General features: G+C 67.1%; 23 protein-coding genes and 1 tRNA gene. 19 read left to right on the top strand and 5 right to left on the bottom strand.

The window, feature by feature from the left end:
* Positions 1-95: 95 nt before the first annotated feature.
* From BM113_RS13780 to purM, 4 genes are all read left to right on the top strand, one after another.
* Positions 96-1,907: a TraB/GumN family protein gene (locus BM113_RS13780; protein ID WP_089788652.1), complete on the top strand. Its 1,812-nt coding sequence runs from the start codon at positions 96-98 to the stop codon at positions 1,905-1,907.
* Entirely contained in the window at positions 1,904-2,545 is a 642-nt protein-coding gene (locus tag BM113_RS13775; protein ID WP_089788651.1) for a zinc metalloprotease, read from the top strand. Before BM113_RS13780 ends, BM113_RS13775 begins: the two co-directional genes overlap by 4 nt.
* Positions 2,546-2,622: 77 nt before the next feature.
* Positions 2,623-2,919 (top strand): hypothetical protein, encoded by a 297-nt coding sequence (locus BM113_RS13770; protein ID WP_245758057.1) that lies wholly within the window; start codon positions 2,623-2,625, stop codon positions 2,917-2,919.
* Positions 2,920-3,003: 84 nt separating this feature from the next.
* The gene (purM, locus tag BM113_RS13765; RefSeq protein WP_089788649.1) at positions 3,004-3,996 is read left to right on the top strand and encodes a phosphoribosylformylglycinamidine cyclo-ligase; all 993 of its coding nucleotides are present in this window, start codon (positions 3,004-3,006) and stop codon (positions 3,994-3,996) included.
* A gap of 37 nt (positions 3,997-4,033) precedes the next feature.
* Here the strand turns inward: purM and BM113_RS13760 are convergent, their stop codons facing one another.
* Both BM113_RS13760 and BM113_RS13755 read right to left on the bottom strand, forming a co-directional pair.
* Positions 4,034-4,558, bottom strand: a complete 525-nt coding sequence (locus BM113_RS13760; protein ID WP_089788648.1) for a peroxiredoxin family protein — start codon at positions 4,556-4,558, stop codon at positions 4,034-4,036.
* A gap of 58 nt (positions 4,559-4,616) precedes the next feature.
* Positions 4,617-5,315, bottom strand: a complete 699-nt coding sequence (locus tag BM113_RS13755; RefSeq protein WP_089788647.1) for a hypothetical protein — start codon at positions 5,313-5,315, stop codon at positions 4,617-4,619.
* Positions 5,316-5,407: 92 nt separating this feature from the next.
* Between BM113_RS13755 and BM113_RS13750 the strand changes: the two genes are divergently transcribed.
* Both BM113_RS13750 and BM113_RS13745 read left to right on the top strand, forming a co-directional pair.
* Positions 5,408-6,376: a prenyltransferase gene (locus BM113_RS13750; RefSeq protein WP_089788646.1), complete on the top strand. Its 969-nt coding sequence runs from the start codon at positions 5,408-5,410 to the stop codon at positions 6,374-6,376.
* Between the two features lie 71 nt (positions 6,377-6,447).
* Complete coding sequence (locus BM113_RS13745) at positions 6,448-7,206, top strand: DUF547 domain-containing protein (protein WP_089788852.1); 759 nt, start codon at positions 6,448-6,450, stop codon at positions 7,204-7,206.
* A gap of 36 nt (positions 7,207-7,242) precedes the next feature.
* On the opposite strand, the gene BM113_RS13740 is transcribed toward BM113_RS13745, so the two are convergent.
* Positions 7,243-7,740 carry a macro domain-containing protein gene (locus BM113_RS13740; protein WP_089788645.1) on the bottom strand — a complete coding sequence of 166 codons (498 nt, stop codon included), beginning with the start codon at positions 7,738-7,740 and terminating at the stop codon, positions 7,243-7,245.
* A 165-nt stretch (positions 7,741-7,905) separates the two neighbouring features.
* Here BM113_RS13740 and BM113_RS22350 point away from each other — a divergent pair, with 165 nt between their 5' ends.
* Entirely contained in the window at positions 7,906-8,073 is a 168-nt protein-coding gene (locus BM113_RS22350; protein WP_007141928.1) for a hypothetical protein, read from the top strand.
* 314 nt (positions 8,074-8,387) lie between these two features.
* Here BM113_RS22350 and dpsA read toward each other — a convergent pair whose 3' ends face one another.
* Positions 8,388-8,939, bottom strand: coding sequence for a DNA starvation/stationary phase protection protein DpsA (dpsA, locus tag BM113_RS13735; RefSeq protein ID WP_089788644.1), 552 nt, complete (start codon positions 8,937-8,939; stop codon positions 8,388-8,390).
* 435 nt (positions 8,940-9,374) lie between these two features.
* On the opposite strand from dpsA, the gene BM113_RS13730 reads away from it, so the two are divergent.
* The 9 genes from BM113_RS13730 (at position 9,375) to BM113_RS13690 (ending at position 18,780) form a co-directional block, all read left to right on the top strand.
* Complete coding sequence (locus BM113_RS13730; RefSeq protein ID WP_089788643.1) at positions 9,375-10,544, top strand: YhjD/YihY/BrkB family envelope integrity protein; 1,170 nt, start codon at positions 9,375-9,377, stop codon at positions 10,542-10,544.
* 155 nt (positions 10,545-10,699) lie between these two features.
* Positions 10,700-11,122, top strand: coding sequence for a DUF7988 family protein (locus tag BM113_RS13725; RefSeq protein ID WP_177209174.1), 423 nt, complete (start codon positions 10,700-10,702; stop codon positions 11,120-11,122).
* A 32-nt stretch (positions 11,123-11,154) separates the two neighbouring features.
* The gene (locus tag BM113_RS13720) at positions 11,155-11,631 is read left to right on the top strand and encodes a YbaK/EbsC family protein (RefSeq protein WP_089788851.1); all 477 of its coding nucleotides are present in this window, start codon (positions 11,155-11,157) and stop codon (positions 11,629-11,631) included.
* Between the two features lie 199 nt (positions 11,632-11,830).
* Entirely contained in the window at positions 11,831-12,958 is a 1,128-nt protein-coding gene (locus tag BM113_RS13715; RefSeq protein ID WP_089788641.1) for a metal ABC transporter substrate-binding protein, read from the top strand.
* 55 nt (positions 12,959-13,013) lie between these two features.
* Positions 13,014-13,754, top strand: a complete 741-nt coding sequence (locus BM113_RS13710) for a metal ABC transporter ATP-binding protein (protein WP_089788640.1) — start codon at positions 13,014-13,016, stop codon at positions 13,752-13,754.
* A 2-nt stretch (positions 13,755-13,756) separates the two neighbouring features.
* Entirely contained in the window at positions 13,757-14,971 is a 1,215-nt protein-coding gene (locus BM113_RS13705) for a metal ABC transporter permease (protein ID WP_089788639.1), read from the top strand.
* Positions 14,972-15,031: 60 nt separating this feature from the next.
* Positions 15,032-17,128: an acetate--CoA ligase alpha subunit gene (gene acs / locus BM113_RS13700; RefSeq protein WP_089788638.1), complete on the top strand. Its 2,097-nt coding sequence runs from the start codon at positions 15,032-15,034 to the stop codon at positions 17,126-17,128.
* Positions 17,125-18,339, top strand: coding sequence for a phosphotransacetylase family protein (locus tag BM113_RS13695; protein ID WP_089788637.1), 1,215 nt, complete (start codon positions 17,125-17,127; stop codon positions 18,337-18,339). The genes acs and BM113_RS13695 overlap by 4 nt, the downstream gene beginning before the upstream one ends.
* Before the next feature lie 126 nt (positions 18,340-18,465).
* Positions 18,466-18,780, top strand: coding sequence for a PRC-barrel domain-containing protein (locus BM113_RS13690; protein ID WP_177209173.1), 315 nt, complete (start codon positions 18,466-18,468; stop codon positions 18,778-18,780).
* A 4-nt stretch (positions 18,781-18,784) separates the two neighbouring features.
* On the opposite strand, the gene BM113_RS13685 is transcribed toward BM113_RS13690, so the two are convergent.
* Positions 18,785-20,233, bottom strand: a complete 1,449-nt coding sequence (locus BM113_RS13685; protein ID WP_089788636.1) for a DHH family phosphoesterase — start codon at positions 20,231-20,233, stop codon at positions 18,785-18,787.
* Positions 20,234-20,444: 211 nt separating this feature from the next.
* On the opposite strand from BM113_RS13685, the gene BM113_RS13680 reads away from it, so the two are divergent.
* The 3 genes from BM113_RS13680 (at position 20,445) to mobB (ending at position 22,281) form a co-directional block, all read left to right on the top strand.
* Positions 20,445-20,518 (top strand) — tRNA-Lys (locus BM113_RS13680).
* Between the two features lie 412 nt (positions 20,519-20,930).
* On the top strand, positions 20,931-21,551 hold the full coding sequence (locus tag BM113_RS13675; protein WP_089788635.1) for a class I SAM-dependent methyltransferase: 621 nt from the start codon (positions 20,931-20,933) through the stop codon (positions 21,549-21,551).
* 85 nt (positions 21,552-21,636) lie between these two features.
* Complete coding sequence (gene mobB, locus BM113_RS13670) at positions 21,637-22,281, top strand: molybdopterin-guanine dinucleotide biosynthesis protein B (protein WP_089788634.1); 645 nt, start codon at positions 21,637-21,639, stop codon at positions 22,279-22,281.
* The last annotated feature ends 81 nt before the right edge of the window (positions 22,282-22,362 follow it).

Here is a 22,362-nt window from a genome sequence, read left to right as displayed (position 1 = left end):
CTACGTTCCGCCAGGACGGTTTTGATTCTTTCACTCCGCGCCCGCGCACCGACCGGTTCGACACTGGTAAAAGTCGCGGCCGAGTTGAACCGCTAATGAGCGATGGAGGTGGCGTCGACGTGCCGGAGCCGCCCGACCGGCCGGAATCCGAACCGGGCGGGGACGGGAACGGGAACGGGAACGGGAACCGCGGTACCGGCTCCGTCGACGTCCTCGGGACTGCACACGTCTCGCAAGCGAGCGTCGACGAAGTTCACGAGACCGTCGATCGCGACCGGCCCGACGTCGTCGCCGTCGAACTCGACGAGGGTCGCTACCGCCAGATGCAGGGCGGCACGCCCGACGACCTCGAGGCCGAGGACCTGCTGTCGGGCAACACCGTCTTCCAGTTCCTGGCCTACTGGATGCTGTCGTACGTCCAGTCACGGCTCGGCGACCAGTTCGACGTCGAACCCGGCGCCGACATGCAGGCCGCGATCGAGGCCGCGGAGCGAAACGGCAGCGGCGTCGCCCTGGTCGATCGCGACATCCAGGTGACGATCCAGCGATTCTGGCGGCGGCTCTCGTTCACCGAGAAACTGAAGATGATCGGCGGGCTCGCGCTCGGGATCACCGACCCGCGCACGATCGGACTGGCCCTCGGCGCGGCCGCCGGCGTCCTCGCCGGGATCGCCCTCACCGTCTTCGTCGGGCCCTTCCTGGGGTACGGCGAGGCCCTGCTGCTCGGAATCGACGACCCGACGACCCTGCAGTACGTCGGCGCGGTCGGCGCCGGTGCCGTCGGCGGCGTCTTGCTCGGGCTCTTCTTCCTGCCCTCGCTGGAGACCGTCGCGGACGACGACGGTCGACTCGACGGGTTCACGGTACGCCTGCTGGGCGGTGCAGCGATCGGCGTCGCCGCCTGTCTGGGACTCGTCGCTACCGGCACGTTCGTCGGCCCGTTCTCGGCGGCGAACCTCGAGGGGGCCGGCGTCTACTCGATCCGGGGCGCGCTCGGGGCCGTCGCCGGCCTCGGGTTCGGCGTCGCCCTCGGCGGGATCCTCGGCCTCCTGCTCGACGCCCTCGGCGGGGACGTCGAGGAGGTCGAGGAGATCGACATCGAGGAGATGACCGACGGCGACGTGGTCGGGGCGATGATGGAGGAGTTCCGCCAGTTCAGCCCGCGGGGGGCCAACGCTCTCATCGACGAACGGGACGCCTACATCGCCCACAACCTCCACCAACTGCGACAGCAGGGGTACGACGTCCTCGCCGTCGTCGGCGCGGGCCACCGGGCCGGCATCGAACGCTATCTCGCAAACCCCGAGGAACTGCCGCCGATGGAGTCGCTGACGGGCACCGCGTCGGGACGGCGGTTCTCGCCCGTGAAGCTGTTCGGCTATCTGGTGATGCTGGCGTTCTTCGGCTTCTTCTTCCTGCTGATCATGGCCGGCGTCCGGAACACGTTCCTGCTCCAGCTGTTTGGCGCCTGGTTCCTGTTCAACGGCATCTTCGCGTTCACGCTGGCCCGCCTGGCCGGCGCCCGCTGGTCGAGCGCCGGCGTCGGCGGTCTGGTCGCCTGGCTGACGAGCATCAACCCGATGCTCGCGCCGGGCTGGTTCGCCGGCTACGTCGAACTCAAACACCGGCCGGTCAACGTCCGCGACATCCAGACGCTCAACGAGATCGTCGGCGACACCGAACGGCCGATCGGCGAGGCCGTCGAGGACATGTTCGACGTTCCGCTGTTCCGGCTGATCATGATCGTCGCGCTGACGAACATCGGGAGCCTGATCGCGACCGTACTGTTCCCGCTCGTCGTGTTGCCGTACCTGGCACCCGACATCGGCGGCGTCGATGCCCTGATGAACGAACTGCTGCGCGGAGCCGAGAACAGCCTCGAGTTGCTCCGGGAGGCGCTCCGATGAGCGTACGCGCCGACCGCCGGTCCCAGCCAGGGCCGGAACTGACCTTCAGCGACAAGGAACTGTTCGATCTGGCGGTCTCCTGGCTCGTCCTGAGCGTCGCGTTCGCGCTGTTGCTCAGGCCGATCCATCGGGTCGACGGGATCTCCCTCGGCTCGTTCGTGACGATGGTCGGGCTGAGTTTCGTGACGGTCGGGGTCGCCTTCCTGTTGCACGAACTCGCGCACAAGGTCGTCGCGATCGAGTACGGCCAGATCGCCGAGTTCCGCGCCGACTATCAGATGTTGTTCCTGGCGATCATGAGCGCGCTGATCGGCTTCCTGTTTGCCGCGCCGGGGGCCGTCTACCACCGCGGCCGGATCACCAAGCGGGAAAACGCCATGGTGGCGGTCGCCGGACCCGTGACAAACCACCTGCTCGCCGTGCTCTTCCTCCCGCTCATGGTGTTCGGGGGGTACCTCGGCGTCATCGGCCACATGGGCGTGCTCATCAACCTCTTCCTGGCAGCGTTCAACATGCTGCCGTTCGGCCCGCTGGACGGGAAGACCGTCCTCGAGTGGAACACGGTCGTCTTCGGAGCAGTCTTCGCTCTCAGCGTAGCGTTGCTCGCCGGGTTCGTCGTGCTGTTCGGGTTCTGGTGACGGAGCCGTCGGGGCCACGATAGTATTTCGACGCCCGCACCAGACCGTTGATGGCCGTTCCGCCCGACGATTTCAGTATGCACATCGGCGACGGTGACGGAGTACGGGCGTCGAACGGCGAGCACGAGGGAGTCATCGTCTGCGAGATCGACGAGCGCCACGACGTCGGGTGGCTCACCGACACGCTCCCGCGGTTGGTTCGGCTCCCCGGCGTGGAGTCGATCGATGTCGACCGTGACGCGTTCGCGGACGCCGAGTACCTCCAGCTCGTCGTCACCTTCTCGTCGGAACGCGCGTGGGCGCGGTTTGCGTCCGGCGACGGGTGTCGACTCGTCTCCGTGCTCGAGTCCCGGCTGGACCGACCGGAAACGTAACGATAGGGCGCGACCCCGAGACGGCTCCGGTCGCAAACCGCGAGGACCGGTGATCTTTTGCTCACCCCGGTCAGTCGTTCGAACATGACCGAGTCCGCGGACGACAGCGAACAGCAGGAGCGACTCACCTACGCCGACACCGGGGTCGACATCGAGGCAAGCGAGGACGCGACGGCGGCGCTGCTCGCGGCCTTCGGGAGCGACCTCACCACGGAGTACGCCGGCCTGCTCGACATCGGCGACCGCTACCTGGCGCTTGCGACCGACGGCGTCGGCACCAAACTGCTCGTCGCCGAGGCGATCGAGGACTACTCGACGGTCGGCATCGACTGCATCGCGATGAACGCCAACGATCTCGTCGCCGCGGGCGTCGAACCCGTCGCCTTCGTCGACTACCTCGCGATCGACGAACCGGACGAGGACGTGACGAATGGGATCGGCGAGGGCCTGGCCGTCGGTCTCGAGGAGGCCGATCTGACGATGCTCGGCGGCGAGACCGCGGTCATGCCCGACGTCGTTTCCGGGTTCGACCTCGCCGGGACCTGTGCGGGCCTGGCGGCGAAAGACGACGTGCTCGAGGGCGAGGCCGCGGTCGGCGACGCCCTCGTCGGCTTCCCCTCGAACGGGATTCACTCGAACGGGCTCACGCTGGCCCGCGAGGCCGTCACGCGCGACCACGAGTACACGGACCCGTTCCCGTACGGCGAGGGGACGATCGGCGAGGAACTCCTGCGACCGACCCGGATCTACACGGACCTGCTCGAGCCGATGGGCGAGCACGGCGTTCGGGCAGCGGCCCACGTGACGGGCGGCGGCTGGACGAACCTCCTGCGGATGGGCGAGCACGAATACGTCATCGACGATCCGTTGCCCGCGGGGCCGGTCTTCGAGTTCGTTCAGGAGGAAGGCAACGTGACCGACGAGGAGATGCACCGGACGTTCAACATGGGCACCGGGTTCGTCGTCGCGCTTCCCGAGGACCGGGCCGCGGACCTCGTCGCCGAGACCGACGGACAGGTCATCGGCCGGGTCGAGGACGGCGACTCGGTCGAGATTCGGGGGCTCTCGCTGTCCTAATCGGCTGCGCTCGAGTTCCAGCTCGGGCCGCCACCGATCACCGGCCGGCCGTCGCGTCTCCGCTCGTCCGCAAGGCGTCCAGTTCCGCGAGCAGGTCGTCGACGGCCGGGCGGTCGAACGTCGATCGTCCCTGGTGGACGTACGCGACTTCGGGATCTGCCCCGCGACGGTCGACGATGACGACTTCCGGCATTCGACCGAAAAAGTCGCTCACGCTCCCGAGAACGCCAAACCGGACGGGCTGGTCGTAGGCGTCGCCGACCGCGGCGTCCGGATCCGCGAGCAACGGATACGGGAGGTCGTACGTCTCCTGCCACTCCGCGACTCGTTCGCGCGGTTCCGGAAGGATCGAGGCGACCGCCGCGTTCCGTTCCCGAAAGTCGCCGATCCTGTCGGCCAGTTCCCGAACCTGGCTTCGGCAGTTCGTACAGTAGTAGTCGCGCTGGAAGAACAGGACGGCAAACGCCACCTCGTCCGGCAGGTCCGCGAGCGAGAACGGGTCGGGTCCCGGGCCGACGTTCGGCAGCGAGAAGTCGGTCGGCTCCGTCGGTTCGGTGGTCATACCCAGTTTTCGGCCTCGGCCGGAAAAGCTCCACCCCTCCTCGTCTGATCCTCGAGGATCAGCCGCCGTCGAACCGCCGTTCGATCTCGGCTTTCGTGTCCGCGATCACCTGCCGCTCGGCGCGTCGCATCGCCCGGATCGCCTCGTCGGTGTAGTCGATCGACGCGCTCGGGAGAGCGCCAGCGAACGGCCCGCCGAGTACGTCGCCCGGGTCGATCTCGGTCGCGAAGACGAACGCCTCCCGGTGTCGCTCGATCGGGCCGGTAAACGGGAAGACCTCCTCGGCGAGTTCGATCGCTTCCGGCGGGTCGAACGCCGCGCGGGCCGCCGGCCAGAATCGGTCCTCCGGTCGGTCGACGATCGGCGCGATCCCGTCGCCGAGACGCCGTAACCGCTCGAGGACGGCCTCCTCGATGGCCCGCCGTTTCGCCGCCGAGACCCGTGGATCGAGCGCCTGGACGTACCCGTCGCGTTCGAGCAACTCGTCCGCGAAGGCGTCGATCGGCTCGTCGCCGTCGACGTACTCGAGGACGATCCGGAACTGCTCGAGCGAGCCCCGTCGGTAGGCGTTCAGTTCCGGTTCGACGACGGCCCGCTCGAGCGCGTCGGCGTTTTTCCGGAGTCTGTCGACGACGACTCCGCCGGGGCCGAGTCCCGTCCCCTGAAGCGCGCGGGCGACGCTGAACTCCCGTCTGGTCGCCTCGATCGTGTCGTCGAGGAACCGCTCGAACCCGCTCCTCGCGGCCGCTCGCGTCATGTGGAAATTCTCAGGACGGAACCGTATTGAAGCTTCGCGGGGGGTATCGATCGATAGACATACCTTTCGACGCTCCAACCTCGCATCGACTCGTGTCCGTCGCGGAACTTCGCTCGGCGGCCGTCGACCGCGCGCCGCGACTCTGGTGTCTGTGGGCCGCGAGTCGACCGAGTCAGGTCGCGCTCGTCGTGCTCGTCTACCTCCTGGGGGTCGGTCTTTCGACTGCGGGGCCGCCGGTAGCCGCCGCGGAGAGCGCGACGGGCCCGGGCGAGGTGACCACCGAGGTTCTCGGACCGGTACTTGCCGGCGCGCTCGCGTTGCTCCCGGTCACGGTCGCGATCCACTACGCGAACGAGTACGCCGACGTCGAGACGGACGCGCTGACGGAGCGGACGCCGTTTTCGGGCGGGAGCGGCGCGCTCGAGGCGACCGGCCTCCCGCCCGCTTTCCTCCGGCGGGCGACGATCGTCGCGGTCGGTCTCTCGGCGGCCGCGATCGTCGCCGGTCTCGTCGCCGGGGCGTTGCCGCTCGAGGCCGTCGGACTGTTGGTCGCCATTTTGATTCCGGGGCTGGCTTACTCCCTGCCGCCGTTGGCGTTGATCCGCCGGGGTATCGGCGAGTTCGTCAACGTGGCGCTCGGCGGACTGCTGCTCCCGCTGTACGGCGTTGCGACCGCCTCGCGACCGACCGGAATCGCCGTGCTCGCGATCGTCCCCTTCGCGCTCGCGGTCGGCTGTAACCTGCTCGCGACCCACTGGCCGGACCGGGAGGCCGACGCCGCGGTCGGGAAACGGACCCTCGTCGTGCGGTGGTCGCCCGACCGGGTCCGGCGCGTCTACGCCGTGCTGGCCGGAGCGGCCGCGGCGGTCACCGTCGGGTTGTGGGGGGTCGACCTCCTGCCGACGGAGGTGGCGCTTGCCACCCTCGGGCCCCTGGCTCTGCTCGGTCGGGGCTGGTGGGTGTTGACCCGCCAGCGAAGCCCGTTTCCATCGGTGCTGGCGATGGTGGGCGTCGCCGCGGCGTCGACCGCCGCGTGGTGGTGGGTCGGGGTCTTTTCCTGACGGACGCGGTTCCGTACGGATCACATCCGACCGCGGACGGTTTTTACCTCGAGCGGCCGAAGGACCGACCGATGACAGACCCGCTCGACGGCCGCGACGACGGGGTCGGGAGGCGCTCGCGGGCCGGGGATCGACCGCCGTCGACCGATCCGACGACGCTGGCCCGGGAGCTCCTCGAACGCGTGGGGCGCGGGGAGCCGGCGGACGACCACCTGCGGACGCTGGCCGACCTCTCGAGGGCGGCCCTCGAGCCGCTCCGAAGCGACCGGCGGGCGGCGCTCGCGTTCTGGCTCAACGCCTACAACGCGGCCGCGCAGTTGCTGCTCGAGCGGAACCCGGAGCTATTCGACTCCCGCTGGCGGTTCTTCCGTGCGGAGGCGCTGACGGTCGCCGGCGTCGGACTGAGCCTGGACGACATCGAGCACGGCGTCCTCCGGAGCGGGCGGTCGAAGTACGGGCTGGGCTACCTCCCCCGGCTGTCGCGGTCCGGCCTCCCGAAAGCCCACCGGCTCGAGCCCGATCCCCGGATCCACTTCGCGCTCAACTGCGGGGCCGCGAGCTGTCCCCTGATTCGATCCTACGGGCCCGAAACGGTCGATGCGGCGCTCGACGAGGCGACCCGGACCCATCTCGAGGCGACGGTCGACTACGATCCCGACCGCGACCGAGTGCGGGTGCCGCGATACTGTCTGTGGTTCCTCGGCGACTTCGGCGGCCGCTCGGGACTGTACGCGTTCCTCCGGGAGTTCGACCAGCTTCCGGAGGGTGTAAAGCCCTCGCTGCGGTTTCGCAGTTACGACTGGACGAAGACGCCGCGGCTGTTCGCCTAACTCCGTTCTACCGATCGACCTCGGCGTCGGACCCCTCTACTTCCCCGTCGCCGACCGTATCGCGTCGTACTCCTCGTCGCTGTAGGCGATGAATCGGACGTCCTCGAGGGTCGCCGGGTCGTACTCCTCGATCTCTTCGCCGATTATCTCCGCCCCCTCGCGCAGGTCGAACCCGGCGACGCCACAGCCAAGCGCCGGGAGCACGAGCGACTCGCAGCCGAGTTCGTCCGCCGCCTCGAGCGCGTTTCGGGTGGCGTCCCGAATGCTGTCTTCGGTCGCCTGGCCGTCGCCGTAGTGGGGCATCGCGGCCGCGTGGATCACGTGATCGGCGTCCAGGTCGTAGGCGTCGGTGACGGCGACCTCGCCCAGTTCGACCGGCCCCTTCTCCATGGCCTCCTCGTTGATCCCTTCGCCTGCGCCACGTCGGAGCGCCCCGGCGACGCCCGACCCCATCCGGAGGCTGGTGCCGGCGGCGTTGACGAGCGCGTCGGCGGACTGTGCGGCGATGTCGCCCTGGACGACCTCGAACTCCATACGCGTGTGTACGACTGCGACCAGTTTGAAAGTGACCGCCCGCCGACCCGTCCGGCTTCGTCGGCTCGCCGACGGTCGGCGAGCACCGTGGCGCGTTCGTTTCGCTTCCCAGAGAGTTAGGTCGACCAAAACCCTTTTAGATTTAGGCCCACCTAACTCCTCGTGATGGACGTACCCGCCCGCAGGCAGGACACCGATGCCGACGAAGAACTCGAGGAGCCGGCAACGATCGTGACCAGCCACGAGACGCGCCCCGGCAAGATCGTGTTCACCGAGCGCGACAACGCCGACGGCTGGATCGCGACCGATCTCACCGTCGACCTCGAGCGGTAGCGGCGGTCCTCCCGTTCCCCGCTGACTCCCTCCACCAGCCCCCGCCCCATCCGTCTGCGCATCGTCGCCCCTCACTTTCCCCTCATCCGGTCTGTGCACCGCCGTCACCAACGCTCTGTTCTCCGTCTCCGACCAGTCGTGATAGTCGGGACCAGTCGGTCCTGTCGGGGGATACGATCGGCTCTGGACCTGAACTGAACGAGTATCGATGACGGGGCACTCTCCAGGTGCAACCGCGGCAAAAAGCGAGTCCGATCCCGTCCCGACCGATCGGGACGACACCGTTCGCCGGAAGGCGCCGAACGTCGTCGACGTTACCGGTCTTTCGTCGCTTCTTCGAGCACCAGCGTGTCGTCCTCGAGGTAGTGCTCGAAGTGATGGCCGTCCTCCTCGAGCGTGACGAGGATCTGGCGCAGGAGTTCGGCGGTGGCGTGGTCGCCGAGGTTCTCCGCGAGTTCGATGCTGTCGCGCATCGACTCGATCATGTCGCCGTACATCTCGAGGTCGTTGCGGAACATCGTGCGGACGTCGTAGACGTCCTCACCCTCGAACTCGACGGTTGCGCGGTCCTCGAGGTTCGTCGGGCCCGAAACGGGGACACCGCCCAGCGCCTGGGCGCGCTCGGCGATCTCGTCTGCGCCTTCCTCGACGTGTTCGTATGCTTCCTCGAGGAACTCGTGGAGCGGGAGGAACTCCGCACCCTCGACGACCCAGTGGTGTTTCTTGAGCTGGTGGTACAGTACGTACGCGTTGGCCAGTTCCGTGTTCAGTGCGTCGACGATCTGCTCGGCTTTTTCCTGGTCGAGGCGGAGTTCGTTCTCCTCGACGGTGTCGGCCGATTGACGGACGGTCTTCTGGGTGCTCATCGTATTCGAACAGTACACCCGCATCCAACTTAAGTGTTTCCCATCACAAAACAATTTTTCCTATTTGGAAAATTTCGAATAGTGATTCGGGCCATTTCTGTTCCGGAATGGGAAATAGTCCGGTGGGGACTATCCCTGGACGGGCCGATACTCTTCCGTTCGTACGACCACGTCGGCGACGACGCCATTACGGATTGTCCCTGCGCTCGCCGCGGGCGATGTCGTGGTGTTCGAGTCCGCGGGCGAGACCCCCGATGCCCGCGGGATACACCGGAAGAGCATTACTCCGTTAGCGTCGCCAGGGTCGTTTCTCCGTCTCTCTACCTGTTCCCTGCTCCACTTGAGGACCGCCTCCCACGATGTCGACCCGGGCGTTCCGTGCGAGCGGTAATCGCAAGCACACCACATAACATCGTCCGGTCCTCGGTTCTGCGTATGTCGACCGACGTCCGCGACGGACTCTCGTTCGCCAGGACCGTCGTCAACGGGATTCAGGACCGGAACGTCCCGTTCATGGCCGCGAGCATCGCGTACCAGGCGTTTATCTCGCTGTTGCCACTGCTCGTGCTCCTGTTTTTCCTCGTCACGCTGGTCGGGGACGAGACGTTCGCGACGCAGGTCACCGAGACGACCGAGGGCTTCCTCCCCGAGAGCGGCCAGTTGCTCGTCGAGGACGCGCTCGAGGACTCGCCCGCGACGGCAGGGTCGACGCTGATCGGCCTCGTCGTACTGCTGTGGGGGTCGCTGAAGATCTTCCGGGGACTCGACACCGCGTTTTCGGAGATCTACGGCACCTCGAGGTCGAACTCGTTCGTCAACCAGTTGCGGGACGCGGCGCTGGTCTTCGGCGCGATCGGCGGGGCATTGTTCGCGGCCGCCGCGATGGGGATCGTGTTCGCGTTCCTGCCGAACGTGCCGGGCTTTGGCCTGTTGCAGTCGCTGTTGCTGGTCGTCGTGCTCGTCCTCGCGTTCTACCCGATGTACTACTACTTCCCCGACGTCGACGTTTCCCGGCGGGAAGTGATCCCCGGGGTCGTCCTCGCCGCCGTGGGGTGGATGGCTCTGCAGTCGCTGTTTCGCGTGTACGTCTCCGTTGCCGCCGACTCCGAGGGCGCAGGGCCGCTCGGGGCGATCCTTCTATTGTTGACCTGGCTCTACTTCGGCGGCCTGGTGTTGCTCTCCGGCGCGGTCGTCAACGCGATCGGTACGGGCTACCTCGAGCCGGGGGTCGACGAGGAAGCCGAAACGGAGACCGACGAGGACGGGGCCACCGTACCGGCCGTCGGGGAGTCGATCGCCGACTCCGATCGCGACCCGTTCGTCGACGACCGCGCGCGCGAACGTGAACGACTCGCCGACCGCGCGGCGGCGCTCGAGCGCGAACGCGACCAGTTGCGCAACGACCTCGCGGCCCAGCGCCGACGGCGCTACCGGCTCGAGGACCGGGTCGACGACCTCGAGGAACGGACCCGCGAACTCGAGGCCGAGAACGGGCGATTGCGCCGGGAACTCGAAGCACAACGTGATCCCACCTGGCAGCAAGCCCTGCGGCAGGCCCTGGAACGCGTCGGCGACGTTCGGATCGGCGTCCTCGAGCGGAGATGAGGGGTGTTACGAGTTCGGAGGGGAGGATGAGGGAGTGACGAGCGACGACCGACGAGCGACGAGTGATGAGTGACGAGCGACGAGCGACGAATCACGGCCGGACGCATGCACCCGGAAGCGCGGGGTTGTAGTAGCTCGCGCGCGCATCGCCGGTCGTGTCGCACCCGATACGGGACGTGCGCCGCCGGCTGCTCGCGGACCACAGCTCCGTCGTCGCCGAGGTCGACCGCTGTGCCGACGCCGTGGCCGATCCCTGGGACACCGCCCGGACCGCGGACCGGGCGGCGCTCGTCGACGGCCTCCGTACGGCTCTCGAGAGCGAGGGCGTGCTCGAGCGGCTGCCGACCGTACTCGCCGACGCCGTCGATGCGACCGGCCACGACCTGGAGGCGAGACCGGTCCCCGGACCGCCCTACGTCGTCGTGACGAGCCGCGGCCCGTTACTCCGGGCGACGATCGACCCCGGACGGCTGGTGATCCGGTTCGACGTCTTCGAGGTGATCCGCAACGCCGAGCCGGGGCGGCGGGTCACGTACCGGCGTCGGGACGGCGTCGAACTGGCGATCGGTCTCGAGTGAACGTTTTGTCGGCGGCCGTGGAACCGCTCGATATGCACCCTCGAGCAGCCGCCTTCGCACGGCGGGCACGCGAGCGGTACGACTTCGACCCGGAGGTCCGTGAGTTTCCCGAAGGAACGAAGACCGCGGAAGCCGCCGCCGACGCGATCGGTTGCGAGGTGGCCCAGATCGCCAGTTCGCTCGCGTTCGACGCCGACGGATCGCTCGTCGTCGCGGTGACCAGCGGGGCGAACCGGGTTGACGAGGCCGCACTGGGCGATACGGTCGGCGTGCCGGAACGCGCGGTGTCGATGGCCGACGCCGAGCGCGTCAGGGACGACCTCGGCTGGTCGATCGGCGGCGTCCCCCCGTTCTGTCACGACCTGTCGGTTCCGGTCGTCCTCGACGAAACGCTGCGGTCGTTCGAGACGGTCTGGGCGGCCGCCGGGACGCCGAACGCAGTTTTTCCCGTCTCACCGGAGACGATCCTCGAGTACGCCGATGCGGACCCGGCGTCGATCGCGGAGTGAACGGTCGGCCGGGAATCGGGAGTCCCCTCGAGAGCGACACGGGCGAGTACTCCCAGCGTCACTTCCTCGCCGCGCCGCTTGGTGTTCGCTGCCCTCGCCCGGACACGTGTTGCTAACGACCCGGTCTCGAGTGCCACGAGTTATTAACTAGGTCCAATAACATAATAACACTTTTAACCGGGAGTGCGTATGCTCACACATGGAACTACCACGCCGTTCGCTGCTCCGTTCGGGGGCCGGTGCACTGGCCCTCGGAACCGTCGCTGGGTGTCTGAGCGAGCCGGGAGACGACGAAACCGCCGGTGAGCGGGAAGGATACGCCGCGTTCTTCGCGCTCTGGGACTGGGCGGACGAGGTCTCGGGCGACGCGATGGCGTTTACGAACCCGGTCGACGTCGGCGAGATGGGCCACGGGTGGGAACCGCCCGCGGACCTCCAGCGAAACATCGCCGGGGCGGACGCCTTCGTCTACCTGGATACGCCGGAGTTCTCCTGGGCACAGAGCATGGCCGACGACCTCGCGGCTGACAACACGGACGTCACAGTGATCGACGCGCTCGAGGGGGTCGAGGGGCAGTTGCTTCCGCCGGGCGGTAATCACGATCACGACCACGATCACGAGGACGAAGACGAACACGATCACGAGGACGAAGAGGACGAACACGACCACGAGGAGGAAGACGAGCACGACCACGAGGACGAAGAGGACGAGCACGATCACGAGGAGGAAGAGGACGAACACGACCACGAGGACGACGACACCGCACCCGAGTTCTACGACCCTCACGTCTGGACCGACCCCATCCTGGCCCAGGAAATGGTCGGAACCATCGCCGCCGAACTCGGCGAGATCGATCCCGACAACGCCGAGGTCTACGAGGACAACGCCGCGGCGTACGTCGAGCGGCTCGAGAACGTCCACGAGCAGTTCGAGAACCTCGTCGCCGACGCCGACCGCGACGTGGCGGTCTTCGCCGGTCACGACTCGTTCCGGTACCTCGAGGAGCGGTACGGGTTCGAACTCCACACGCCGGTCGGCGTCTCGCCGAACGCCGCGGAGACGCAGTCGGACATCTCCGAGTCGATCGCGGTCGTCGAGGAACACGACATCGACACGATCCTCTATGACCCCTTCGAAGCGCCGAGCGAGGACGACCTCCCGCAGATGGTCGATTTGCTGCTCGAGAACACGGGGGCCGACGACTACGAGCCGATCACCTCCACGGAGGGAACCACCGCGGAGTGGAACGACCGTGGCTGGGGCTGGGTAGAGCAGATGGAAGAAGTGACCATCCCCGGACTCCGGCAGGCGCTGGGGGCGGACTAACCGGGACCGACGAAATGGAAGAACTAAACCGCTCAGTAACGGAAGTGTGTCTATAGTGACGCCGGTCGTCGACGTTCGAAACGTATCGTTCGCCTACGGGGACTCGCTCGCGCTCGACGACGTGAGTCTGACCGTCGAGCAGGGCGATTTCCTCGGGCTGGTCGGCCCGAACGGCTCCGGGAAGACGACGCTGTTGCACGTCATGCTCGGCCTGCTGTCCCCGGACAGCGGCTCCGTCGAGCTGTTCGGACAGCCGGTCTCGGAATTCGAGGCGGGCGAACGGATCGGCTACGTTTCCCAGAAGGCGACCGACCGGGGCGGAACGATGCCCGTCACCGTCCGGGAGTGCGTGCGTATGGGTCGGTTCGCCCACGTCGGCCACGGACGGCTGACCGACGACGACCGCCGGATCGCCGACGAGGCACTCGAGACGGTCGGCATCGGCGACATCGCGGACCAGCAGATGAACCAGCTGTCGGGTGGCCAGCGCCAGCGTGCCTACATCGCGCGGGCGCTTGCGTCGGAGGCCGACCTGCTCGCGCTCGACGAGCCGACCGTCGGCGTCGACGCCGAGTCGCGCGACGAGTTCTATCGGCTGCTCGAGGCGCTGAACCAGTCGGGGATCACGATCATCCTGATCGAACACGACATCGGCGTCGTCACGGACCGGGCGAACCGCATCGCGTGTATCAACACGGAACTGTACCACCACGGAGACACCGAGTCGTTCGTCGAGAGCGAGGCCCTGAGCGAGGCCTACGGCAAGACGGGCGAGGTCGTTCACCACCACCACTGACGATGACGGGAACGGACACGGACACGGGCGCGACGGGGACGACGGCGGACGAGGCGCAGACGGCGACCGACGGCGGCACCGTCGAGGGCGACCCGGACGTTGAGGTCGGCGAGAACGTCGACGGGGCGCAGATAGAGTCGAACCCCGTCGATCGACGCCGGCGGATCGAACGGATCGGCGTGGCCCTCGTCGGACTACTGGCGGCCGGGATGGTCGTGTTCATCGCCCTCGACTGGCTCCGCCGGTACCCCTACGCCGACGCTTCGCCGCTGCTCGAGACGCTCTATACGGCGACGGGGATCGATCCGGCGGCCGGCGTGGCGTTCGACCAGTTCCTGATCGCCGGCGCGTGGCTCGATTACTTCCTGGGAACCGAGGTGTTCCGGTACGCGTTTATGTGGCGCTCGATCGCGACGGGCGTGCTCATCGGTGTCGTCGCGCCGCTGGTCGGCACCTACCTCGTCCACAGGCAGATGGCGCTGATCGGCGAGACGCTCGCGCACACGGCCTTCGCGGGCGTCGCGATCGGACTGCTGTTCAATGCCGCGACCGGGTGGGAGGGTTCGCTGCTGATCGTCGCGCTGCTCGTCAGTATCGTCGGCGCGCTCGCCGTCCAGTGGCTCACGGAGCGGACGCGAACCTTCGGCGACGTGCCGATCGCGATCATGCTGAGTGGGAGCTTCGCGGTCGCGACGCTGCTGATCAGCTGGGGGCGGGGTTCGATGTCGATCGCGGTGGACATCGAGGGCTTTCTCTTCGGGAGCCTTTCGGTCGTCACCGCCGGCGGCGCGCGACTGATGGCGCTTCTCAGCGTCGCGGTCGTCGCTATCGTCGCGCTCACCTACAAGCAGTTGCTGTTCATCACCTTCGACGAGCAGGCGGCCCGCGTCGCCCGCCTCAACGTCACGGCGTACAACACCCTGTTGATCGTGATGACCGCCGTGGTGGTCGTCGGCGCGATGCAGGTACTCGGCGTGATCCTCGTCGCCGGAATGCTCGTGATCCCCGTTGCGGCCGCCTCGCAGATCGCTCGCAGCTTCCGGGAAACGCTTTACCTCTCGGTCCTGTTCGGCCAGGCATCGATCCTCGGCGGGTTCACCTTCGCGATCAGCCAGAGCCTCCCCTCCGGCGGCTCGATCATCGTCGTCGCGATCGCGATCTACCTGATCGCGGTCGCACTCTCGGGCCGCTCCGGGACCGCGATTTCGGTTCATTGAGACCCAGCCGCTGGGAGCAGAGTAGCGGTTTTAACCCGTTCCGGAACGACCTCCCGAACGATGGGACGGCTAGCCGAACTATTCAGACCCGAGACCGTCGGCGTGATCGGTGCGACCGATCGCGAAGGCGCAGTCGGTCGGGCGATCGTCGAGAACCTGCGAGACGACTTCGCGGGCGAGATCGTCCCGGTCAATCCGAAACGCGACGAAGTACTCGGGCTCGAGTGTTACGAAGACGTGGAGAGCGCGCCGTCGATCGATCTGGCGGTGGTCGTCGTACCGCCGCCGATCGTTCTCGACTCGGTGCGAGAGTTGGGCAAAGCGGGAACGAAGAACGTGGTCGTCATCACCGCCGGCTTCTCGGAGACCGGCGGCGAGGGGGCCGAACGCGAGCGGAAGCTCCGGGAACTCGCCGAGGAGTACGACCTCAACGTCGTCGGCCCCAACAGCCTCGGGGTCATGTCGACGCCCGTCGGCATGAACGCCACGTTCGGCCCCGAGAACGCCGAGGAGGGCTCGATATCCTTTATGAGCCAGTCGGGTGCGTTCATCACCGCCGTCCTCGACTGGGCGAACGAACAGGGGATCGGCTTCCGTGACGTCGTCTCGCTCGGCAACAAGTCGGTGCTCGACGAGACCGACTTCGTCGACGAGTGGGGGGAAGACCCCGACACCGACGTCGTCATCGGCTACCTCGAGGACATCGACGACGGCCGCGAGTTCGTCGAGACGGCCCGCGAGGTGACCGAGGACACGCCGATCGTCCTCGTCAAGTCCGGGCGAACGGACGCTGGCGCGCAGGCCGCCTCCTCGCATACGGGGGCGATCGCCGGCAGCGAACGCGCCTACGAGGCCGGCCTCGAGCAGGCCGGCGTGATCCGTGCGGAGTCGGTCCAGGAGCTGTTCGACTCCGCGCGGGCCCTCTCGGGGCTGCCGGAACCCGAGTCCGACGGCGTCGCCATCGTCACGAACGCCGGCGGCCCCGGCGTGCTGACGACCGACGCCGTCGGCGATTCGACGCTGCAGATGGCCGACTTCACCGACGAGACGATCGAGCGACTGAACGAGGCGATGCCCGACGAGGCCAACGTCTACAACCCGATCGACGCGATCGGCGACGCGGACGTGGATCGGTTCGCGGAGGCCCTAGAGATCGCACTCGCCGATCCGAACGTCGGGAGCGCGGTGGTCGTCAGCGCGCCGACGGCGGTGTTGCCCTACGACGAACTCTCGGAGGTCGTCATCGAGAAAAGCGAGACCCACGACAAGCCGGTCGTTACCTGCCTGATGGGCGGTGATCGGGCTCGTGACGCCGAGGACGTCCTGCGGGAGTCCGGCATCCCGAACTACTTCGACCCCTCGCGGGCCGTCCAGGGGCTCGACGCGCTCGCGCGCTACCGCGACGTCCGCCAGCGGGCGGTCGACGAACCCACCGAGTTCGACGTCGACAGGGAGCGGGCCCGCGAGATCCTCGAACGGACGAAAGACCGCGACGACAACCGTCTCGGCGTCGAATCGATGGAACTGCTCGAGGCCTACGGCATCCCGACCCCGACGGGCGAGATCGTCGACGACCCCGATCGGGCGCGGGAGGTCGCCGAGTCGATCGAGGGCGACGTCGTCATGAAGATCGTCAGCCCCGAGATCTCCCACAAGTCCGACATCGGCGGGGTCAAGGTCGGCGTCTCGGACGACGAGGTCTACGACGCCTACGAGGAGATCGTCACCCGGGCGCGCAACTACCAGCCCGACGCGACGATCGTCGGCGTCCAGGTCCAGGAGATGGTCGACCTCGACGCCGGCACCGAGACGATCGTCGGGATGAACCGCGATCCCCAGTTCGGCCCGCTGCTTTTGTTCGGGCTGGGTGGCATCTTCGTCGAGATCCTCGAGGACACCTCCGTCCGGGTCGCCCCGATCGGCGAGGGCGAGGCCCGGGAGATGATCGACGAGATCCAGTCGGCGCCACTGTTGCGCGGGGCTCGCGGCCGCGAGCCGGCCGACATCGACGGGATCGTCGAGACGATCCAGCGGCTCTCACAGCTGGTGACTGACTTCCCGTCGATCCTCGAACTCGACGTGAACCCGCTCGTCGCGGGGCCGGACGGCGTACAGGCGATCGACCTGCGACTCACCGTGGACACGGAGGAACTATGAGCGACACCGATACCGAGACTGACACTGCCACTGACACCGAATCGGAACCCGAGACCGAACCGGAACCGGAACCCGAACCCGAACTCGACTCCCCCGAAAGCGACACCGACCGCCGGGCCAAACCGGACGGCGGGGCCGACACGGACACCATCCTCGTCGCTTCCCTCGAGGAGAGCACCGGCAAGACCGCCATCACGCTCGCACTGGGTCGGCTCGCCGCCGAGGAAGGCGACAGCGTCGGCTACATGAAACCCAAGGGGACCCGGCTCCAGAGCAACGTCGGCAAGACCTTAGACGAGGACCCGATGCTCGCCCGCGACCTGCTCGACCTCGACGCGGAGATGCACGACCTCGAGCCGGTCGTCTACTCGCCGACGTTCATCGAGCAGGCCATCCGCGGCCGCGAGGACCCCGACGACCTCCGCGAGCGGGTCCGTGAAGCCTACGACAGCCTCGCCGCGGATCACGACCGGATGTTCATCGAAGGTGGCGGCGAATACGACATCGGCGGCATCGTCGAACTCACCGACGCCGACCTCGCCGAACTGCTCGATGCCCGCGTCATCGTCGTCGCTCACTACGAACGGCCCGCCGACGTCGACGACCTGCTGACCGCAGCGCGGGCCTTCGGCGACCGGTTCGCCGGCGTCGTCTTCAACGACGTCCCCGACGCCGCTTACGACCAGCTCGAGACCGATGTCGTCCCCTTCCTCGAGGGCCGAGGCCTGCCCGTCCACGGCGTCGTCCCCAACGAGCGGGACCTCTCGGGCGTGACCGTCGCCGACCTCGCCGAGGAGGTCGGCGCGTCCGTCCTGGTCGAGGAAGGCACCGACGCCTACGTCGAGCGGTTCATGGTCGGGGCGATGGGTGCCGACAGCGCACTGCGACACTTCCGGCGGACCAAAGACGCCGCCGTGATCACCGGCGGCGACCGCGCGGAGATCCACACTGCGGCCCTCGAGGCACCGGGCGTCCGGTGTCTCATCCTGACCGGCGGCCACCGACCCTCGGGTGCGATCCTGGGTCAGGCCGCCGAGAAAGGTGTCCCGATCCTCTCGGTACAGACGGACACGCTGACGACCGTCGAACGCGCCGAGGACGTCGTCCGTACCGGGCGGACGCGTGACCTCGAGACGGTCGAACGGATGGGCGAGTTGCTGAACGACCACGCGGCCGTCGACGCGATCCTCGAGGGCCAGGGCGGCGACTGAGGCCCCCTCCCCCTCGTTTCTCGCTGGTCTCCTCACCGGCTCTTCTTCGATCGCTTCGATCACTTCGATCCTCACGTATCGCGATTCCGGACTGTCCCGTGACCAAGAGTTAAGAGCCAGCCACACATGGAGCCAGACATGGTAGAGCTGGACGACACTCCACAGGAGATCACGTCCCTCGTCGGCCGCGAGGTGTACTCGAACAGCGGCGTCTTCGTCGGGGAAGTCGAGGATCTACAGCTAAACGTCGACGGCGAAGCCGTCACCGGGCTCGCGCTCGGCAGCCTGAACGCCGAACTGTTCCAGGCGGAAGCCGAAACTGGGCAGGGCGTCATCGTGCCCTACCGGTGGGTTCGAGCCGTCGGTGACGTTATTCTCGTCAACGACGTCGTCGAGCGCGTCCGGGATCCGGACGAGCAGGAAAGCGAACTCGTCGCCTGAACGTTTAGTTCCCGTTCGAACCTTCCGTTCCTTCCACGCCCATCGCATCGAACAGCGTTCGCTTGACCGCCTCCTCGGTCAACTCGAGCAGCGTCTCCCGTGTGTCCTCCGAGATCTCGATGCCGGTGAAGATCCCCAGCGGAATCTCCGCGCTGGCCTGCGTCGAGTGGCCTGCGGTCTCGCCGATCTCGCCGTAGGCGTCGTCTAACACCTTGCCGATGTTGATACGGATGTCCTTCGAACGGCCGGCGAGGAAGATCGTCTCGTCGGCGATGCCGAAGACGGCCGTCGTCGTGACCCCCTCGAGGTTCAGCAGGTGGCTTGCCGCCTGAGCGAGAGCCTCGCGGTCGCGGACGAACCCTGCGTTCGAGACCAGGTGGCTTCCCTGGACGTCGCGGTTGGCGATCGCCTCCGCGAGGACGTCGAGCGTTTCGGGGGACATCGACGGCGACTCGACCTGCTCCAGGGTGTCGTGGTTCGCGAACGGGTAGAGGTAGGCTGCCGCGGTGAGGTCGGCGGGGGTAGTGTCGCGTTTGAAATCCAGGGTCTCCGCGCGGATGCCGTAGAGCAAAGCGGTGGCGACCTCCTCGGAGACGTTCATGTCGAACTCCTGGATGTACTTCGTCATGATCGTCGAAGACGAGGACATGTTCGGGCGGATGTCGACGAACTCGGGTTCGTACTCCTGTTCGGGTTCGTGGTGGTCGATGAGGATGTCGACCTCGAGGTCCAACTCCCCGGAGGTCGCGGAATCGACCAGCGTCACCGTGTCGTAGACCGAATAGTCCTCGATCTCGTCCCACTGGACGAGGTCGATCCCGAGCAGGTTGACGAACGCGCGGTTCTCCTGGTGGCCGACGTCTCCGAGGTAGATGATGTCGGAGTCGACGCCGAGGTGGTCGGCGACCGCCTGCATCGCCGCCGCGGACGCGATCGAGTCCGGATCCGGGCTGTCCTGAGTGATGATCGCGAGTCGCTCGTCGGTTTCCTCGATCAGGTCGGCGAGTTTGCTGGCGTTGTACTCGAGTTCGCCCGACTCGAGCGCCCGCAGGGCCGACTCGGCGATCACCGAGGACGGATTGATGACGACGTCCGCGCCGAGTTCCTCGAGTTCGTCGCCCGAGACCGGGTCGCTCGCTCGCGCGACGACGAACTGGCCGTCGTTTTGCTCGCGAATGTGTTCGACGGCCCGTTTGTTGGACTCGACGTCCGAGGCCAGGATGAGGACGACGTCGCGCTCGGCGACGAGGTCTGCGGCCTCGGGTTCGCGGATGTCGGCGGTTCGCGCGTCGAGGTCCTGGTCGCGCAGCGACTCGACGCGACTCTCGTCGCGGTCGATGATGAGGACGTCTTTCCCCTGTTCGACCAGTTCCTCGGCGACGGCGTAGCCGACGCTCCCACAGCCCAAGATAGCGTAGTCAGAGATCGACGAGATCGTAACCCCCGTACTCATTGAGCGTGTGGTCGGACCGACCGCACTTAACCCTCCCGAAGATTGGTACGTTTTGCAACTCGTGCCGGCCGAGCGCGGAAGTGCGGGTCTCCCGGGGGCCGTCTCGAGCCGCCGTCACGGGCCGACGGCGGGACCGGTCGCGTGTCCTTGACTGTCACGACGCCTTCCAAGGGAAACGTATTTTAACGCCCGACGAAAACTCGGAGGTGTAGGGCCGGTAGCTCAGTCCGGCAGAGCGTCTGACTCTTAATCAGACGGTCGCGTGTTCAAATCGCGCCCGGCCCGCTTTTGCCACGAACAAATCCGTGAGTGGCAAAACGGCCCTGCGATTTGAACGCAGGGAGGGCGTGCACAACGGAGTGAGCACGTCCGACCGTGTGTTCAAATCGCGCCCGGCCCGCTTTCTGACGGCGAACAAACTCGTGAGTCGTCAGTAACGGAACCGGCGGGATTTGAAGTAGACGAGTCACAGCCCGCGCAACGAAGTGAGCAGAACCGTCTCGGCGTAGTTCAACTCGCTCCCGGCCCGCTTTCCCCTCGAGAACGAACCCGCAAACGACAGGTAACGCGGCCCGCTTTTGCGACGACGATTCGGTAAGCGACGGCCCTCTCGAGTCGTTGCCCTCGAGAGTTCCTCTCCGACGATCGTGACAGCTCTCCTGACGTTTTATGTGACCGCCGCTGTTCATTCGACCCAATGGTCGAGAAAGACGTCGTCCGTCGAGGGTACGACGAGATCGCCGACATCTACGCGTCGGAGCGTACCGTCTCCGATCACGGGGTGGAGATGCTCGAGGAGTTCCTGGCGGAGTTGGATGACTCGGCGCGGGTCCTGGACGCCGGATGTGGCCAGGGAACGCCGGTTCTCCGACGGGCCGACGAAGCCGGTCTGAACGGACTCGGCGTCGACTTCTCCCGCGAACAGCTCGGCCTCGCCGGGGAGAACGCACCCGGGGCAAACCGCGTACAGGGGGACATGACGCGGTTACCGATAGCCGACGGGACCTGCGACGGCGTCGCGGCGTTTCACTCGCTGATCCACGTCCCGCTGGAGGACCACCAGACAGTTATCGACGAGTTCGCGCGCGTACTGCGCCCGGGCGGCCGACTGCTCGTCTCCGAGGGGGCAGAGGAGTGGAGCGGGACGAACCCGGACTGGCTCGAGACAGACGTCGAGATGCAGTGGCACATCGCGGGCGCGGAGCGGACCCGAGAGCAGTTGCGCAACGCGGGCTTCACCATCACCGACGAGCGCGGCATCGACATGCAGTTCGCGGACCACGAGGAACACTGGGGGTTCTTTTCAGCGCAACTGTAACGGGCGTCGAGGGAGTCGACCGATCGGCGTTTCGCAGCCGCGCCGGTCGAACGGATCTTGGTGTTCCGGACGAAAGACGACGGCTATGGGAGCCTCGTCGAATCCGACACCGAGCGGGATCCGCGTCGTCTGTCTCGCCGGACCGAGCGACTCGGGGAAGACCACCCTCGTCGAGCAACTGGTCCCGCGACTTGCCGATCGCGGCGACCGCGTCGCGACGATCAAATCGATCCACCACGATATCGAGATCGACACCCCGGGCGCGGACACCCACCGGCATCGAACCGCCGGCGCCGAGACCGTCGTCGGCATCACGCCCGAACTCACCTTCGATATCACCGCTCGAGGAAAGCGGGAGCCGCCGGAGCTACCCGCGGGGTCGAGCCCCGGCCCGCTCGAGGCGGGCGACAGCGACGACGGAGACGACCGCGACCGTCGCGAGCGCCTGGCCCTCGCCAGCACCCTCGCCCGCCTCGAGCGGCGTGGGTACGACGTCGTCCTGGTCGAGGGGTTTTCGGCCGCGCCGCTCCCGACGGTCCTCGTCGGCGACCGGGAGTCAGACGCCGTGACCGGCGATATCGTCGGCCACGGGGACGACGACCCGGCGGCACTCGTCGAGACGATCGGATCGCTCGAGCCGATTTCGTTTCGCACCGAGGGGGAGAGTTCCGACCACGATAGTCGGGACGACGTCGCAGGCCCGTCGACGAGCACCGACCGCCGGGAGTAACCCCCGCATTCCGAAAACGCAGTGACGTGCGGGTTTGGAAGGGGAAACCGTGCTTCTACTCCGATACCGTAACCGAGAGAA

This window comes from Natronobacterium haloterrestre (assembly GCF_900112205.1).
Lineage (GTDB): Archaea > Halobacteriota > Halobacteria > Halobacteriales > Natrialbaceae > Natronobacterium > Natronobacterium haloterrestre.
Note: the sequence above shows the minus strand (reverse complement) of the source record. Positions and strands in the feature narration are given on the sequence as shown.